This window comes from Cupriavidus sp. 01L415 (assembly GCF_056400065.1).
Genome location: NZ_JBFTSP010000018.1, coordinates 70,847 through 86,944 on the forward strand (window position 1 = coordinate 70,847; position 16,098 = coordinate 86,944).

The window sequence follows — 16,098 nt, forward strand, 5'->3', positions numbered from 1 at the left end:
CAAGGCCATGGAACATACGATCGCCCTGCAATTCGAAGATGGCGTCACCCGCTTTATCACGTGCGGCGAGCACGAAACGCTGTCTGATGCCGCCTATCGCCAGCAGATCAACATCCCGCTGGATTGTCGCGACGGCGCCTGCGGCACCTGCCGGGGCCTGTGCGAGTCCGGCGCCTATGATCTGCCGGAGTCGAGCTACATCGAGGATGCGCTGACCGCCGAGGAAGCGTCCAAGGGCTACGTGCTGGCGTGCCAGACCCGTCCGCGCTCGGATTGCGTGATCCGCGTGGCGGCATCTTCCACCGCATGCAAAACCGGCGTGACGCGCTTCGAAGGCGCCATCGCCGCCGTGGCACCGCTCTCCGACTCGACCATCGGCTTCTCGATCGACCTCGACGAGCCGTCGGCCCTGAGCTTCCTGCCCGGGCAATATGTCAACGTGGAAATCCCCGGCAGCGGCATGACGCGCGCGTATTCGTTCAGCTCCGCACCGGGCGCCGAACGTGCTGCCTTCGTGGTGCGCAACGTGCCCGATGGCCGCATGAGCAGCTACCTGACCCGCGACGCGCGCAGCGGCCAGCGCATGGCCTTCTCCGGCCCGTTCGGCAGCTTCTACCTGCGCCCGGTCACGCGGCCCGTGCTGTTCCTGGCGGGCGGCACCGGCATCGCACCATTCCTGTCGATGCTCGACGTGCTGGGCGCGTCCGGCAGCACGCAGCCCGTGCGGATGGTGTACGGCGTGACGCATGACATCGATCTCGTCGCCACGGAAAAACTCGACGCCGCCGGCGCGAAGATCGACGGCTTCGAATACCGGACCTGCGTGGCCGATGCGGCCAGCGAGCATGCGCGCAAGGGCTATGTCACCGCCCACGTGGATGCGGCCTGGCTGAACGGCGGCGACGTCGATATCTACCTGTGCGGACCGGTGGCAATGGTGGAGGCGGTGCGGACCTGGCTGCAGGCGTCCGGCATCGAACCCGCCGGGTTCTACTACGAGAAGTTCTCGGCCAGCGTGGAGGCATGATGCAGCAGGCGCAACGATTGGAAGAGCGGGTGCCGGCGCGGGTCGCCGGGCGATTCGAGGGCCGGACGATGATCGTGACCGGCGCGGCGCAAGGCATCGGCCGCGGCGTGGCGCTGCGGGCGGCCTCGGAAGGTGCGAGCGTGGTGCTGGTGGATCGCGCGCCGCTGGTCGATGAAGTGGCTGCCGAGATCCTGGCCGCAGGCGGCGCGGCCATCGCCGTGATCGCCGACCTGGAAACCTTCGCCGGTGCCACGTCGATGGTCCGCGCGGCAACGGAGGCGTTCGGCCGTGTCGACATCCTCGTCAACAACGTCGGCGGCACCATCTGGGCCAAACCCTATGAACACTACGCCGAACAAGAGATCGAGGCCGAGATCCGGCGCTCGCTGTTTCCCACGCTGTGGGGTTGCCGCGCGGTGTTGCCGGGCATGGTGGCGCGGCGCGCGGGGGTGATCGTCAACGTATCGTCGATCGCCACGCGCAGCATTTACCGCGTGCCCTACGCGGCGGCAAAGGGTGGCGTCAACGCGCTGACCGCGAGCCTGGCGTTCGAACATGCGGAGGACGGGATTCGCGTGAATGCCGTCGCGACGGGTGGCACCGAAGCCCCGCCGCGCAAGATTCCGCGCAATTCGCTGAATGCGGCGCCGCAGTCCGCGCAGGACGCGACGTGGTACCAGGCGATCGTCGACCAGACCGTAGCGTCCAGCCTGATGCACCGCTACGGCACCATCGCCGAGCAGGTCGGCGTGATCCTGTTCCTGGCCTCCGACGAAGCCTCGTACATGACTGGGACCGTCGTTCCCGTCGGCGGCGGCGACCTCGGCTGAGCGGGGTCGCAGCAGTTTTGTGAATCAGGCGGCCGGGGACTTCTTGGGCATCACCGGTCGATCCGCGTTCTTGCGGGCCTCTTTGCGCCGCCCCCACCAGCCGCCGATCACCAGCAGCATCGCCACGGCCACCAGGTCGCCACCGAGGGCCACCGGGCGCGTGGGCCGGCCGCCGGCGATGCCATACGTAAAGCCCTCGATCGTCACCGACACCACCGCGCCGAGCACAAAGCAGAACAGGCTGTGGCGACCGATCTGGACCACGGGCCCCATCAGTCCCGCGAGCTTTTCCACCCATCCCGCGCGAATGGCCAGATAGACCAGCCAGGCGAGCCCCAGGAAGCTGACCACGCGCAGGAAGGCGAGGCTCTGCTTGGGCAGCGGGAATACCATCGACGGCACCCACGCGGGCAGCCATGCCTCATAGACGTGAGGACGCATCCACAGATACGCCAGCGCGACGCCGGCCAGCGCCACGGCCACGGCGCTGATCGTGAATGCCCACCGGACGATCGGCTGTTGCGGCAGCACGAAATCCGGCCGCAGCCGTGCGATCAGGCCGAGGGTGAACATGAGCTGCCAGGCAAACGGATTGAAGCTCCAGCCACGCGCCTCGCTGCTGGGCAGCAGCGGCAACAGCGCGGGCGCCATCAGCCACAGCGCGACGCTGCCGCAGACAAACGCCAGCGGTTGCGCGCGCGACCAGCGGATAGCCAGCGGCGCCAGCCCGATAAAGACCGCGTACATCGGCAGCACATCGGAGACGAACGGCTGGCGCGCCAGGCTGACGACTTCCAGCAGGGTTTCGAGCGGCTGGGCCATGAAGACCGGCGCCTCGGTGGCACGTACGGCTGGCGCGGGAATCCTGCACATCGCCAGCAGGAAGCCGAACAGCAGCATCAGCAAACCCGTCAGGACGAAAGCCTTGTAGATCTCCCAGCCGCGCCGCCGCAACCGTCGGCGCGCGGCGCTGGCACCCACGCGGGCTTCCATCGCCAGGTAAGCCGCGCCCGCGGAATAGCCGGCCAGGAAGACAAAAACCTCGGCGGCGTCGAACAGGGTGAAATTGCGGATCGTGTAGTCAGCCAGCACGCTGCCGTTGACATGATCGACCACGATAAAGAGCAGCGCGATCCCGCGGATCAGATCGACCTCGGTCCGGCGCTGATTGTTGTTTACTGCGTTCACTTCCGTGCATCCCACTGCGTGCCGCCGGACGGGGGCGCCCGGCTGCCACACACGGGCCGAATCTTACCGTGATGCGCGAGAAGGATTCGTGTTGGCAGTGTTTCAGGAGATTACGCAGGGCACGCTGAAGGCGCTTCAGGGCATTTATGCAGCGGCGCGTGGCGTGTGAGAAGTGTGGATGCGGCCGAGAAGACGACGCCCGGCATCGATCACACCGGTGTCCGGTGACATCTGGTACCGCACGATCATGCCTTCGATGCACAGCATGGCCTCTTCCGCGACGTCATCCGGATGCTCCAGCCCGCATGTGCGCGCCACCTCCGCCACGAACGTCGCGAGCGATGCCTTGTGCGCCACCGCCTGCTCGACCAGACGCGGATCTTCCCCAGCGCCACCGCCCGCTTCCGCCACCATATTGATAAAGGCGCAGCCACGGTAGTCCTCGGTCTCGAACCACTCGCCGAGCGCATCAGCCAGCACATCGAGGTTCGGTCGGGCATCCAGCCGGCGCCGCACGGACGCCTCGAACCACCCCATCCAGCCATCATGGCGCCGCGTGAGGAAGGCGTGGATCAGGTCGTTCTTGGACGCAAAGTGGCGATACAGCGACATCTTGGCCACGCCGGACTCGGCAATGATCTTGTCGATGCCGGTAGCCCGATAGCCGTCGCGATAGAACAGGCGTGCGGCCGTCTCAAGGATGCGATCACGAGCGGAGGATTGGATCATGGCGGGAGGGAGCGTGTGCATTGACAGTTGCCATTATAGGAGACAGACCTGTCTATAGACGACTGGTTTATCGACAGCGTGACTGCGGGCGATCTGGCTGCGGGATTCCATCGGTGCCAATGTCAGCACGCATGCCGGATGAAAACAGAAAGGCCGGCCGCAAGCTGCGCGACCGGCCCATCCAACCAGACCCCTGGTACTGCGGCGATCAGGCCGCTTGCTTCAGCTGCGTCAGCCGGGCATCGGCATCACGCAGTGCGGTGCGCAGCCCCTCTTCCACCACCGGGTGGTAGAACGGCATGGCCAGCATCTGTGCGATGGTCAGGCCCTGCTGGTAAGCCCACGCCAGCAGATGCGCGATGTTCTCGGCGCGCGGGCCCATCCACTCGGCGCCCAGGAAGCGCCCGGTGGCCCGGTCGGCGTACACGTGCATCAGGCCCCGGTTCTTCAGCATCACGCGGCTGCGCCCCTGATCCTCGAAGCTGACTTCACCCGTCACGAAGCTGCCCGGCGTGAGGTCCGCAAAGCGCTGGCCGACCATCGCAATCTGCGGATCGGAGAACACCACGGCCAGCGGCGCACGGCGCGCCAACGGGCGGACTTGCGGCCAGCTGGCGGCGTTTTCGCCCGCTACCCTGCCCTCGTCTGCGGCCTCATGCAGCAACGGCAGCACGTCGTTGGCATCGCCGGCGATAAACACGGGCGCATCGCCACACTGCAGCGTCACCGGATCGAACACCGGCACACCACGCGCGTCCAGCGCGAGCGCCGTATTTTCCAGCGCCAGCTTGTCGACATTGGGCCGGCGACCCGTGGCGGCCAGCACGTATGCAAAGCGCTCGGTCACGACCGTTCCATCGGCATCCTCGAAGGTAATCACAGCCTCGTCGCCTTCGCGACGCATGTCGGACACCCGCACATCCGGAAGCAACGAGAACTCCTGGTTGAAGGCCTGCGTCGCATACGCGCGGATCGCCGGGTCGCTGAGCGGTCCGACGGAACCACTCACGCCGAAGACACGCACCCTCACGCCGAGGCGCGACAGCGCCTGCCCCAGCTCCAGCCCGATCACGCCCGGGCCAAAGACCGCCACGCTGCGCGGCAGGTCTTCCCACGCGAACACGTCGTCGTTGATGATCAGGCGATCGCCAAAGACGTCGAAGGCCTTCGGCACCGCCGGACGCGAACCCGTGGCGATGACCACGCGGCTGGCGCGCACCGTCGTATCGGCGCCCACTTGCAGGATCGTGTTGTCGATGAACTGCGCATGGCCAAGCAGGCGATCGCATTCGGGAATGTTCTCCACGCCGCGCACCACGAAGCCGACGAAGCGGTCACGTTCGCTGCGCACACGCGCCATGACTTCGCGGCCATCGATCCGGACCGGGCCATCCACATGCACGCCGAACGCGGCGGTGTGGCGCGCCTCGTGAGCGGCCTCGGCGGCCGCGATCAGCAGCTTCGACGGCATGCATCCCACCCGGGCGCAGGTGGTGCCATAGGCGCCTCCTTCGATAATCACGGCGCGCTTGCCGGCCGCGATGGCGGCGCGGTACGCCGCGAGTCCCGCGGTGCCCGCACCAATCACGGCGACATCGGTCTGGATGGTCTTCATTTTGCGTTTTCCTGATCTGAGAACTTGGCGAATCTGCATCAATCGTTGGACGCGATGGCACGGGGTTGTCCTGCAACGGGCAAGACGATGCCATCGGGTCCGGCGACTGCCGGACTGCGCGAGCGGTCACGCGGGGAAAAATCCCGGGTTCCGGCCGGGGAACCGGACCCGGGTGGGGCCAGAATCAGCGGCCCAGGTATTGCTCGAGCGCTTCGGCGCCGCCAATCAGCGTGCCGTTGATGAAGATTTGCGGGGCGGTCATGTTGCCCGAGACCGCGCCGAGCACCTTGCCGCGGATCTTGTGCTCCAGCGGCACGTCGATGTACTCGTAGCCGTTGTCGGACAGCTGCTGCTTGGCCTTGGCGCAGAACGAACAACCAATCTTCGAGAACACCACCACCTGATCCGGCTTCTTGGCGTTCGGCGCGATGTAGTTCAGCATCGTGTCGGCGTCGGACACCTTGAACGGGTCGCCCGGCTCTTCCGGCTCGATGAACATCTTGTCCACCACGCCGTTCTTGACCAGCATCGAATAGCGCCAGCTGCGCTTGCCGAAGCCCAGGTCGGCCTTGTCGACCAGCATGCCCATGCCGTCGGTGAATTCGCCATTGCCGTCGGGGATCATGACGATGTTCTCGGACTCCTGGTCCTTGGCCCATTCGTTCATGACGAACGTGTCGTTGACGGACACGCACAGAATGGCGTCCACGCCGTGCTTGGCAAAGACCGGCGCCAGTTCGTTGTAGCGCGGCAGGTGGGTCGACGAGCACGTCGGGGTGAAGGCGCCCGGCAGCGAGAACACTGCAACAGTCTTGCCGTCGAACAGGTCGGCCGTGGTCACGTTCTTCCACTCATTGTTGTCACGTACACGGAACGTCACGTTGGGAACGCGTTGGCCTTCACGGGATTGCAGCATCGGTATGACTCCAGGGGGTTTAAAGGGGCGCTACGTGTTGCAGCGATGGGGTGAATTCTGAAGATGCCGAAGTGATTTGTACAATTCATCATTTCAACCACCTCGATTAGGAATAACTATTATCAATCAGCCATCTCCGATTGACACAGACTATCGACGATGACTTGAAGGCGCTTTCGCAGGCCCTCCGGGATCGCTATCATTCGGGCACGCAAAAACATCGAAGAGACAATCCATGACCCGCCTGCCACTGGCCGCCATGCTGGCTGCCGCCCTGCTGATCCAGTCCGCCACCCAGGCCGCGCTGGCCGCCACCATCGGCAAGACCGAACTGGACCGCCTGGTCGCCACCGGCACCGCCACCCCGCCGGTCAGCTTCAACGCCTTCCTGAACGCGGCCGTGAAGGCCGACCCGAAGCTGGCCCCCGCCGTCGGCGCGTATCGCGCCAAGCGCCCGCTCAAGGGCGACGACCTGACCAACATCGGCCGCCTGCTGGGCGTCTATAACCGCCTCCACAACGAAAAGGCCGTGCTGGACAGCATCAGCGAGATGGTCGCCATCCGCACCGTGCGCGACGACCGCGTGCCGCCGCACGAGAGCCCGGCCATCATCGAATTCGGCAAGCTCGTCGAAAAGATGGCGAAGGAATATGGCCTCGCGTTCCGCAACGTGGATAACCGCGTGTTCGAGGTCACCCTGCCCGGCACCGGCAAGGAGACGTTCGGCATCCTGACGCATGCGGACGTGGTGCCCGTGGTGGCCGACGAATGGGTGCTCGACGATGGCACGAAGCTGGATCCGTTCAAGGTCACGCGCGTGGGCGACTACCTCTACGGGCGCGGCACGATCGACGACAAGGGTTCCATCGCGGCCGCGCTCTTTGCCATGAAGACCGTGCGCGAGAGCGGCGTGCCGCTGGCCCGCACGATCCGCCTGATGATCGAGACCACCGAGGAAACCGGCGGCGACGGCATGAAGTACTACCGCGAACACGCCACCCTGCCCGAGTACAACATCGTGCTCGACAGCAAGTACCCGGCCGTCGTGGCGGAGAAAGGCTCCGGCGCGCTGACGGTCCGCTTCCCGAACCAGCCGGCGGACGGCAAGACGGCGGCGATCGTTGCCATGGCGGGCGCGGCATCGGCCAACGCGATCCCGCAGACGGCCACGGCACGCATCACCGGTGGCGACCTGGCCGCCGTGGCTGCGGCGCTGGAAAAGGCACGCGCGGGGTTCATCAGCCAGCACGAGGCGCAAGGCAAGTTCTCGATCGACGTCGCGCGCGGCGCCGACGGCATCGACATCAAGGTGACGGGTTCCTCGGCGCACGGCTCCCGGCCCGAGGAAGGCGTGAATCCGGTGCCCCGACTGGCGCTGTTCCTGCAATCGTCCGGTGTGGCGTTTGCCGATAACCAGTACGCGCGCGCGATCCGCTACCTTGGCGATCTCTACGGCACCGGCTACCTCGGCGAGAAGATGGAAGTCGACTACCGCGATGACTTCATGGGCCCGCTGACGATGTCGCCCACGCTGATCCGCGAGCGCAACGGCAAGCTGGAAGTGACGACCAATGTGCGCATGCCGCGCGGCACCACGCCGGACGAGCTGCGCGCGAAGATCGCCGCCCGCATCAACACCTGGGCTACCGCCACGCACTCGACCGTGGAGATCCAGCACGACCAGGGCAACTGGATGGCGCGCGATCCCAAGGGTGCCTGGCTTTCCACGCTGCTCAATATCTACGGCGACACCACCGGGCTCGAGGCCAAGCCGGTGCCCACCGCCGGCAGCACCACCGCCAAGCTGATGCCAAACGCCATCAACTTCGGCCCGGCCATGCCCGGCAAGAAGTACACCGCGCACAACGCCAAGGAATATAAGGAAGTGGCCGACCTGAACCTGGACATGCAGATGTTCACGGAAATGCTCGTGCGAATCGGCAATCTCGACGCGATGCAGTAACACCCTGGTATCCGGCCGGCATCAAAGGGGGCGATGGAGCAATGCCATCGCCCCTTTTTTGTTTCCAGGTGCCTCTCAGAAACCGAGGTCGCTCAGGCCAGGATGGTCGTCCGGGCGACGGCCCAGCGGCCAGAAATACTTGCGGTCCGCCTCGCGGATCGGCGCGTCGTTGATGCAGGCAAAGCGGCGCTGCATCAGGCCATTCTCGTCAAATTCCCAGTTCTCATTGCCGTACGACCGGTACCAGTTGCCGGAATCATCGTGCCACTCGTAGGCGAAGCGCACCGCGATGCGGTTACCCTCGTACGCCCACAATTCCTTGATCAGCCGGTAGTCCAGCTCCTTTTGCCATTTGCGCGCGAGGAAGGCGACGATAGCTTCACGGCCATTGACGAATTCCGCGCGGTTGCGCCACGCGCTGTCGACGGTGTAGGCCAGCGCCACACGGTTGGGATCGCGGCTGTTCCAGCCGTCTTCGGCACCACGGACCTTGGCGATGGCGGTTTCACGCGTAAACGGGGGCAGCGGCGGGCGGACTTCAGGTTGGCTCGACATGGGAAAGCTCCTTGGAAGGCGGGAATCAGGTGATTCTGAAAAACCTGCCTCACCAAAAACCGAATGAGACAGATCTGTCTACTAGTGTTGAGTAGACAGATCTGTATGTCAAGGGGAAATTGCGGCCGATGTGTATGCCGGCCGCACGCCAACACGCGGCCACATGCGGCGGCTGATGTCCGCATCCCCATGGCAAGAACTGAACCGCGGAGCACATCTCATCTTTCCATTACAACTTTATTTTTGGTACTTGTCCGGCGTCGCAATTGTTCGCACAGTAGTTGCCTAGCTGAGTTCCGGTCTGGATCAATTGCCGGCTATTACGTGGAAAGTGTTGAGTGACTGAAGCCACCAGATTCCCGTGCGGATCTGGAATTAAGGCTGAGGCCTCGTGATTCAGAGAAATCCGCCGCGGGTCATGTTGGCTGAGCCAACAATCACGGTGCTGTGTTTCCCTGCCCGAAACGGGTTCATGACGCCTCCCTAGGCTGACCGGCAGCGCGCTGGCGCTCCCTCCAGCACCTCTGTAATCGCGTCGACAATCTGCGCATAGGCGCCGCAGAGGCCAACGAGGACGCCGCGAGCCAAGGGGTGACCGTCGGCAATATCTGCAATTCCCCTCTGCGTCTGCCGTTCTCCACCCGCAATCAACCGCAAGCCGCCCAAATGCTGACACCGCCCGTCGGCGCGACGCCGGAGCGGTCTGCATCTTCAAATCGTTTCCGAAGCGCCTGCTTCGTAACCCAGTGGCCTTTACGCCAGTTTCGCAAAACTCGAAGCGGTGTGTGGATCCCTGGAGCCCACAAACAGCTGACGCATATGAAGGCATCCGACTTGTTCCGATGCGCCAGCGCATAGCTCGCCCACAGTGGCACAACCCTCGGGAGTCAGAACTTTCTCCACCTCTCAATCGCCCGCGGAATCAGGGGCTAGTATCTGAATTATCGGGGTTTCCAGGTCGACAAAGAGAGGCGGCAGGCGAGACAGTGCGCCTTCGTCGTTGCCAAGCTGCCCACGCCATTCCCAAGAGAAATGCCAACGCCTGGGCGAGGACCGGCACAGCCGCCCGAAGGACTACTCTATTTGCCGTCATGGCCTGCTCTCTCTGTCGATTCATTGATGAGCATTGGATGATGCTTCGATAGCAGGGCCTCCACGCCTTCCAGGTGCAACATGTCCACGCCGGTGACGATCAGCTTCGCGGAATCGCCACCTGAGTCCTCGTGGCCGTCCGGGTGCTGAGCGCCCACGATTTCCACCATCAGACTGCGAAGTGCGGGCATAAAACCATCCTCGCTATCCTCGCCCCCCGACTTCGCTGAAAGCTGCACGGTAACGGCGAGGCCGGGATAAGTCTCTCTCAGATCCTGACAGGCAATGGCTGCTGCAGACCGCTCGGAAAAGCTCGCAGTGATCGTGGACATTTCATCCTCCGTGTCGATCGCATCGAATGTAGCGATTTCTGCAACCAGCATGCCAAGCCGTGCGCCGTATTCTCGGTGGACGCACACTCTTGCGCATCCTCACGGGCAGACACAATTCCTGCCACGTCACGCAGGCTCAGGGGTAATTTTGCTACTCCAATTTTTGCAATTTCGATAGGACCTACCGAATATCGGCCCGCGATCTGCTTCTCACAAGGCAAGCATTGCCGTCACCAGCAACGATATCCAGTGTGGCAACCCAGACAGAACATCGCGGGCGTCGCGGTGGCGAAGGTTCCAAGTGCGGCCCTGTGTCTCGACAGCAACCGAAGTACCCCGCGATATCGAGCCATACAAATGTTGACTGGGGCGGGGCCCCGCCCAGCCCGGGTCGGAACAGAAATTGCTCAGTTGAAGCTCCCGCATGCGCCGCAACGCGGCGCCCGAATAACCATTGCTTTAGAGAGTCGCGCTATGAGCATTTTCAAAGACATGATGAACAAGCTCCTCCACAGATCCCAGCCGACCCAGCAGGCGGGAACCACAACCGGGACGCCTCCCACCACGCCACAGGGAGCCAGCCCGAATCTGCCTGACTCGGGCGCAACGGCCCCAGCCACCGCAGTCCCCGCCAGCCCGGCCAAGCCGCTGTCCGCCGTCGATGTCGAGGCGGTGATGGACAAGGCCGTAAGCGAAGCTGGGCAACAACTGAACTGGCGAACCTCGATCGTCGATACCATGAAGGCGCTCGGTATCGACAGCAGTCTGGAACACCGCAAAGAATTGGCGAAGGAGTTGAACTATTCGGGAGACTTCAACGACTCGGCCGCGATGAACGTCTGGCTGCACAAGAAGGTCATGGCCGAACTTGCGGCTAATGGCGGCAAACTGCCGCAAAATTTGACTTCATAACCCGGTATCACTACCGGCGCCAGACCGACTCCACCAGAGGCCGGTAGGGGTGCGATGGGTCGAAGCCTCGATACGCGGGAGAGCGTGTCCGATCCAGGTGCGGAGCGGTAAGTCTTCCGTGTTCCCATTCCACGTCCATCACTCGCGCGGTGACGCAGAGATGGACCCGGTACGAGAACGTTTCGGCCGACATCTACCCGACGCCACTTCGATGAGTTTGTCATCGAGCGAGCAGCGGGATCTGGACAGGCAGCGGCGCGTCGCATTCCGCCTTGCCGGCAATCGCGCGTTTCAGCGAGCTGCGAGCTGGAGCAACCTCCGGGAGCGACATCCCCAGATGGCACGTCAGTCCTTGAGGCCAGCGGCGGCCCAAAAATGCTCCGCAGGACCGAAACCGACAGCTGCGGGGGGCCGCGTGCTGCAGACCTCCTACGCCATTCGTGTAGGGCGTCTCCCGAGCCAAGATTGGTCCCCGGCCGCGGCATATTGTTGGCGAAGCGGCCTGGCAGCCGCCTCGCTACTTTCTTAGCACGGCTTCCACCGCCTGCCAATATTAGCTGCCAGCCCTCTCTGGGGCTTACGTCCTACGAGAGGTTGGCAATTAACCCTTCGACTCAATGCCGATGCAAACTGGCAACCCCTATCGCACCTAGCAACACACCAATCCCCACGGCGATGCCCACCGCGCGGAATGGATTGGCATGAACGTACGAATCTGCACGCTCTCGCCCTGCTTCCCACTCCTGCTTGACGCCGCCGGTGACGCGCTTGGCGACTTCCGCCGACTTGGCGACGAGTTCCATGGGGCGACTGTGGGACTTTGCCGCGAACTCAAGAAATTCTTTCTTCGCCTTGGTCCGGTCTTCTCCAACCAAGCCGGGAAGGCGCTCCAACAGCTTGTCAAGCGCGTCTGAAAGGGCCTGCGATGCGGTTTTCTCCATTGAAGCCGACGCGCCATCTGCGCCACCGCTCGGGACCTTGGAAAGGTACTCCCCATTGCTCGTCGAGGTCTCCCTTTCTAGGCTCGTTCCCAAGCCCCTGATAAGCGTGCTTTCCGTTTCTAACTGTTCCATGATCCTCCTCCGTACTAGATGGCTAAACGTCTTGGCGCGAAGGCGGATCCTTGCGCGCTAACGAGAAGCAGTGCAGCTTTCATGCCCGGCATGGACGCTGATCGGGCGACGCCAGACGAGCGTCAGCGAGACGCGCCGACGGATCGATTTTTTGCCGCTTTACAAAATCGGGAATTTTTTGGTGTCGGGATTGCTTCCGTGGCCGGCATCGTATTTTCGAAGGCCACAGGCCAGTCGTAAGAATGAGCGTCAGAAAAGCGACGGAGCCTCCCAAAGAGGCCACAGCATTGCCGCGCATCCACGCCCGGCGGCGAGTTTCCTCAGGGCATGCAGCCGCAATGCTGGCGGCAGAACCAAACCAAGGATTGGCTCCTGCCCGGCGAGTCGCGGTAGTGCTGGCGTGGCAATTTGGACCGGCATGTCCTTTGCTTTGCCAATGGGCGAGCGACCATTTCCTGTACTCACGGCGATCGGACGCAGCGCTCGCGCGAGTTCTATTCTCAGCGGTTCGGGAGATCTCGAAGATGAAGATCGCACAAATTGCGCCGCTTCAGGAATGCTGTCCGCCCACGCAATATGGCGGTACCGAGCGCGTCGTCGCCTATCTCACCGACGAACTCGTCCGGTTGGGTCACGATGTGACGCTGTTTGCCAGTGGTGATTCATCGACGCCCGCCCACCTTGTCAGTTGCGTCGACCGGGCTCTACGGTCGAATCCCAGCGTCAGGGACCCATTGCCCTACTATCTGATGATGCTGGACGAGGTCCGCCAGCGGGCGGACGAGTTCGACGTGCTGCACTTTCATACTGACCTGTTGCACTTTCCACTCATCAGGAGCTTTTCCCACCGCACGGTGACCACGCTGCACGGACGGCTAGACCTGCCTGATCTAAGGCACTTCTATACTGCGTTCGCTGACGTCCCGCTGGTGTCCATTTCGATCGAGCAACGGCGCCCTATGCCGCCAGTCTCCTGGCTGGGCAATGTCTACCATGGGTTGCCAGAATGCCTCCTTCCGTTCAATGCCGTTGCACACGGCGGTTATCTAGCTTTCCTCGGCAGGATTTCCCCCGAGAAACGACCCGACCGCGCCATCGAGATTGCCGTGCGCGCGGGCATGGCGCTCAAGATTGCAGCGAAGGTGGACCGCGTTGACCAGCCGTACTGGGACACAACGATCGCACCACTGATCGAGCGCCACCCGAATGTCGAGTACATCGGCGAGATCGGCGAGCGCGAGAAAACGCGCTTTCTTGGCGACGCGATCGCGCTGCTGTTCCCTGTCGACTGGCCAGAGCCCTTCGGACTCGTCATGATTGAATCTATGGCATGCGGCACGCCTGTCATCGCCTTCCGGCGGGGTTCGGTGGCAGAAGTCGTGGATGATGGTGTAACCGGATCCATTGTGGATTCGGTGGAGGAGGCGGTGGCTGCTGTCCGGCACATCGGCGCGATTGACCGCGCTGGCGTACGCCGTACCTTCAATCGGCGTTTCACCGCGGAACGCATGGCATACGATTATCTTGCGCTCTACAACTGCAGCAAGTACGAGCCGGTGCCGGCCAACCGCGTGGCGCTGCCGCCCCCCGACTTGCACGTCGCTGCTTGATCCCGCGGGGGAAACGATGCTAGATACTCCGGAAGACGGGGGCGGGCAGAAGCCCGAAGCGACTCCGGCTGCTCCCATCATCGTTGCAGCCTCGCGCTCTCTGCGCGAAAGCCGTCCCCGTACGCTCAAGCACGGCGACATTTTTGGGGTGTTCGACCAGCACGGCGACGCGATCTCGGACGTAGGCGGTTCGGATGGACTTTACTACTGCGATACCCGTCACTTGTCGCACTTCTATCTGACCTTCGGAGGCTGGCGTCCGATCCTGCTCAGTTCCGTGCTGCGTGACGACAATGCCGCGCTCACTTTTGACCTGACTAACCCCGACCTCTTCGATGCCAGCGGGCGGCTGGCGATGGCACACGATCTCATTCACCTGCGACGCTCGCGCTTCCTGTGGGACGATACCTGCTACGAACGCCTGGCCGTGAGGAATTATGACGACAGCCCCCGACACGTCAGGCTCGAACTGGCCTTTGCCGCCGATTTCGCCGATTTGTTCGAGGTGCGAGGCGCCCGTCGTGTGAACCGCGGGTTAAGTCATCCAACGGAGCTATGCAGCGGCGGAGCCACACTGTCCTATACCGGACTGGATGGTCACGCGCGCACCACACAGCTTTGCTTCGATCCGCCACCCACAAGTCTGACTGACGATGAGGCGGTCTTCGAACTGGAGTTGGCCCCTCAGAAAACCCATTTGCTGTACATCGAAGTCTGCTGTGCCGGCGCGCGTCGGGATGGACGCTCGCCGCGTCGGGCGTTTCCCACGGCACTGCGCGCCGCGCGGCGCTCCCTACAAGCGCTGTCGGCGGGCGCGGCGACGGTAACCACCTCCAACGAGATCTTCAACGAGGCGGCGGGCCGCAGCATGTCGGACCTTTACATGCTGAACACCCAGACGCCTTGCGGACCTTATCCCTATGCCGGGATCCCGTGGTTCAGCACCTTCTTTGGCCGCGATGCACTGATCACGGCGCTCGAAACCCTGTGGCTGGACCCGGGCATCGCACGCGGAGTCCTGTGCTATCTCGCCGCCCATCAGGCCACAGCAGTGGACGCCGCGGCGGATGCAGAACCGGGGAAGATCCTCCATGAAAGCCGCCAGGGGGAAATGGCCATCCTGGGCGAAGTGCCGTTCCGACGCTATTACGGGAGTGTTGATTCCACGCCGTTGTTCGTCATGCTCGCGGGTGCCTACCTGGACCGCACCCGTGACATCATCACGGTGCGTGAGCTATGGCCCCATATCGACGCCGCACTGCAGTGGATCGAGCATTACGGAGATCGGGACGGCGATGGCTTTTTCGAGTATGGACGCCATACTGCGGAGGGGCTGCTCAATCAAGGTTGGAAGGACAGTCGTGATTCCATCTTCCATGCAGACGGCACGCTCGCGCATGGCCCCATTGCCCTCGTGGAAGTGCAGGCCTATGTTTACGGCGCCTGGATTGCGGCCGCCCGCATTGCACACCAATTGGGTCACGGTGAGCTGGTCGCCGCATTGGACATCAAGGCACAGGATCTGCGCGCGCACTTTGATCAGGTTTTCTTTGATCCCGAACTCGGAACCTACGCCTTGGCGCTTGATGGCGACAAGCGGCCCTGTCGCGTGCGGACGTCCAATGCGGGCCACGCGCTCTACACCGGCATCGCCTTGCCAGAACGCGCTGCGCCTGTTGCGGCCACGCTCATGGCGAGCGCATCCTTTTCCGGGTGGGGTGTGCGCACGGTGGCCTCGACGGAGGCGCGCTACAACCCCATGAGCTATCACAATGGATCAGTCTGGCCGCACGATAACGCCATCATCGCAGCAGGGCTCGCGCGCTACGGGCTGCATGACGCTACCTTGCGCATCTTCGAGGGCCTCTTCGCGGCCGCCACGCATATCGACTTGCGTCGGCTGCCGGAACTGTTCTGTGGTTTTGTGCGTCGGCGAAACCGCGGTCCAACTCTCTATCCGGTGGCCTGTAGTCCGCAAGCCTGGTCCGCGGCAACTCCACTGTCGTTATTGCACCTGCCTGAGTCTGGATTTCGACGTTGCCGCCCGCGAGATCATCTTCCGTCACCCATGTCTTCCCGCATTCATGGATGAAGTGGCTCTGCATGGTCTGACACTGGGCGAGCAATCGGCCGATGTTTTGCTTCGGCGTGCTGGCGGTAGCGTAGTGGTGAGTGTGTTGGCGCGGCGCGGGAATGTGCTGGTTACCACCACCAATTAAGGCGTTTGGCGGCGAGAATCTCGAAGGCGAATCGATC

Annotated in this window: 13 protein-coding genes; 6 read left to right on the plus strand and 7 right to left on the minus strand. The window is 63.3% G+C overall.

The features are described 5' to 3' along the window. The first annotated feature begins 7 nt into the window (after nucleotides 1-7). Together benC and AC1DOX_RS21930 are read left to right on the plus strand one after the other, a co-directional pair. On the plus strand, nucleotides 8-1,027 hold the full coding sequence (gene benC, locus AC1DOX_RS21925; protein WP_441620611.1) for a benzoate 1,2-dioxygenase electron transfer component BenC: 1,020 nt from the start codon (nucleotides 8-10) through the stop codon (nucleotides 1,025-1,027). Further along, a complete protein-coding gene (locus AC1DOX_RS21930) occupies nucleotides 1,027-1,857 on the plus strand; it encodes a 1,6-dihydroxycyclohexa-2,4-diene-1-carboxylate dehydrogenase (protein ID WP_441620609.1) in 831 nt (276 codons plus the stop codon). Before benC ends, AC1DOX_RS21930 begins: the two co-directional genes overlap by 1 nt. 24 nt (nucleotides 1,858-1,881) lie before the next feature. Here AC1DOX_RS21930 and AC1DOX_RS21935 read toward each other — a convergent pair whose 3' ends face one another. The 4 genes from AC1DOX_RS21935 to AC1DOX_RS21950 all read right to left on the minus strand — a co-directional run bounded on the left by AC1DOX_RS21935 (nucleotide 1,882) and on the right by AC1DOX_RS21950 (nucleotide 6,305). Further along, complete coding sequence (locus AC1DOX_RS21935) at nucleotides 1,882-3,045, minus strand: OpgC domain-containing protein (RefSeq protein ID WP_441620607.1); 1,164 nt, start codon at nucleotides 3,043-3,045, stop codon at nucleotides 1,882-1,884. A gap of 144 nt (nucleotides 3,046-3,189) precedes the next feature. Continuing rightward, on the minus strand, nucleotides 3,190-3,774 hold the full coding sequence (locus AC1DOX_RS21940; protein ID WP_441620605.1) for a TetR/AcrR family transcriptional regulator: 585 nt from the start codon (nucleotides 3,772-3,774) through the stop codon (nucleotides 3,190-3,192). A 208-nt stretch (nucleotides 3,775-3,982) separates the two neighbouring features. Then, complete coding sequence (locus AC1DOX_RS21945) at nucleotides 3,983-5,389, minus strand: dihydrolipoyl dehydrogenase (protein ID WP_441620603.1); 1,407 nt, start codon at nucleotides 5,387-5,389, stop codon at nucleotides 3,983-3,985. A 184-nt stretch (nucleotides 5,390-5,573) separates the two neighbouring features. Continuing rightward, nucleotides 5,574-6,305 carry a glutathione peroxidase gene (locus AC1DOX_RS21950; RefSeq protein WP_441620601.1) on the minus strand — a complete coding sequence of 244 codons (732 nt, stop codon included), beginning with the start codon at nucleotides 6,303-6,305 and terminating at the stop codon, nucleotides 5,574-5,576. Nucleotides 6,306-6,540: 235 nt separating this feature from the next. Here AC1DOX_RS21950 and AC1DOX_RS21955 point away from each other — a divergent pair, with 235 nt between their 5' ends. Next, nucleotides 6,541-8,268, plus strand: a complete 1,728-nt coding sequence (locus AC1DOX_RS21955; protein ID WP_477114055.1) for a dipeptidase — start codon at nucleotides 6,541-6,543, stop codon at nucleotides 8,266-8,268. A 75-nt stretch (nucleotides 8,269-8,343) separates the two neighbouring features. Here the strand turns inward: AC1DOX_RS21955 and AC1DOX_RS21960 are convergent, their stop codons facing one another. Continuing rightward, nucleotides 8,344-8,823, minus strand: coding sequence for a nuclear transport factor 2 family protein (locus AC1DOX_RS21960; protein WP_441620597.1), 480 nt, complete (start codon nucleotides 8,821-8,823; stop codon nucleotides 8,344-8,346). Nucleotides 8,824-9,902: 1,079 nt separating this feature from the next. Beyond that, the gene (locus AC1DOX_RS21965) at nucleotides 9,903-10,298 is read right to left on the minus strand and encodes a hypothetical protein (RefSeq protein WP_441620595.1); all 396 of its coding nucleotides are present in this window, start codon (nucleotides 10,296-10,298) and stop codon (nucleotides 9,903-9,905) included. 423 nt (nucleotides 10,299-10,721) lie between these two features. Here AC1DOX_RS21965 and AC1DOX_RS21970 point away from each other — a divergent pair, with 423 nt between their 5' ends. Then, nucleotides 10,722-11,159, plus strand: a complete 438-nt coding sequence (locus AC1DOX_RS21970; protein ID WP_441620593.1) for a DUF3597 domain-containing protein — start codon at nucleotides 10,722-10,724, stop codon at nucleotides 11,157-11,159. A gap of 614 nt (nucleotides 11,160-11,773) precedes the next feature. Here the strand turns inward: AC1DOX_RS21970 and AC1DOX_RS21975 are convergent. After that, the gene (locus tag AC1DOX_RS21975; RefSeq protein ID WP_441620591.1) at nucleotides 11,774-12,232 is read right to left on the minus strand and encodes an ElaB/YgaM/YqjD family protein; all 459 of its coding nucleotides are present in this window, start codon (nucleotides 12,230-12,232) and stop codon (nucleotides 11,774-11,776) included. Between the two features lie 524 nt (nucleotides 12,233-12,756). Here AC1DOX_RS21975 and AC1DOX_RS21980 point away from each other — a divergent pair. Both AC1DOX_RS21980 and AC1DOX_RS21985 read left to right on the plus strand, forming a co-directional pair. Further along, the gene (locus AC1DOX_RS21980) at nucleotides 12,757-13,842 is read left to right on the plus strand and encodes a glycosyltransferase family 4 protein (RefSeq protein ID WP_441620589.1); all 1,086 of its coding nucleotides are present in this window, start codon (nucleotides 12,757-12,759) and stop codon (nucleotides 13,840-13,842) included. Between the two features lie 16 nt (nucleotides 13,843-13,858). Next, complete coding sequence (locus AC1DOX_RS21985; protein ID WP_441620587.1) at nucleotides 13,859-15,934, plus strand: amylo-alpha-1,6-glucosidase; 2,076 nt, start codon at nucleotides 13,859-13,861, stop codon at nucleotides 15,932-15,934. The last annotated feature ends 164 nt before the right edge of the window (nucleotides 15,935-16,098 follow it).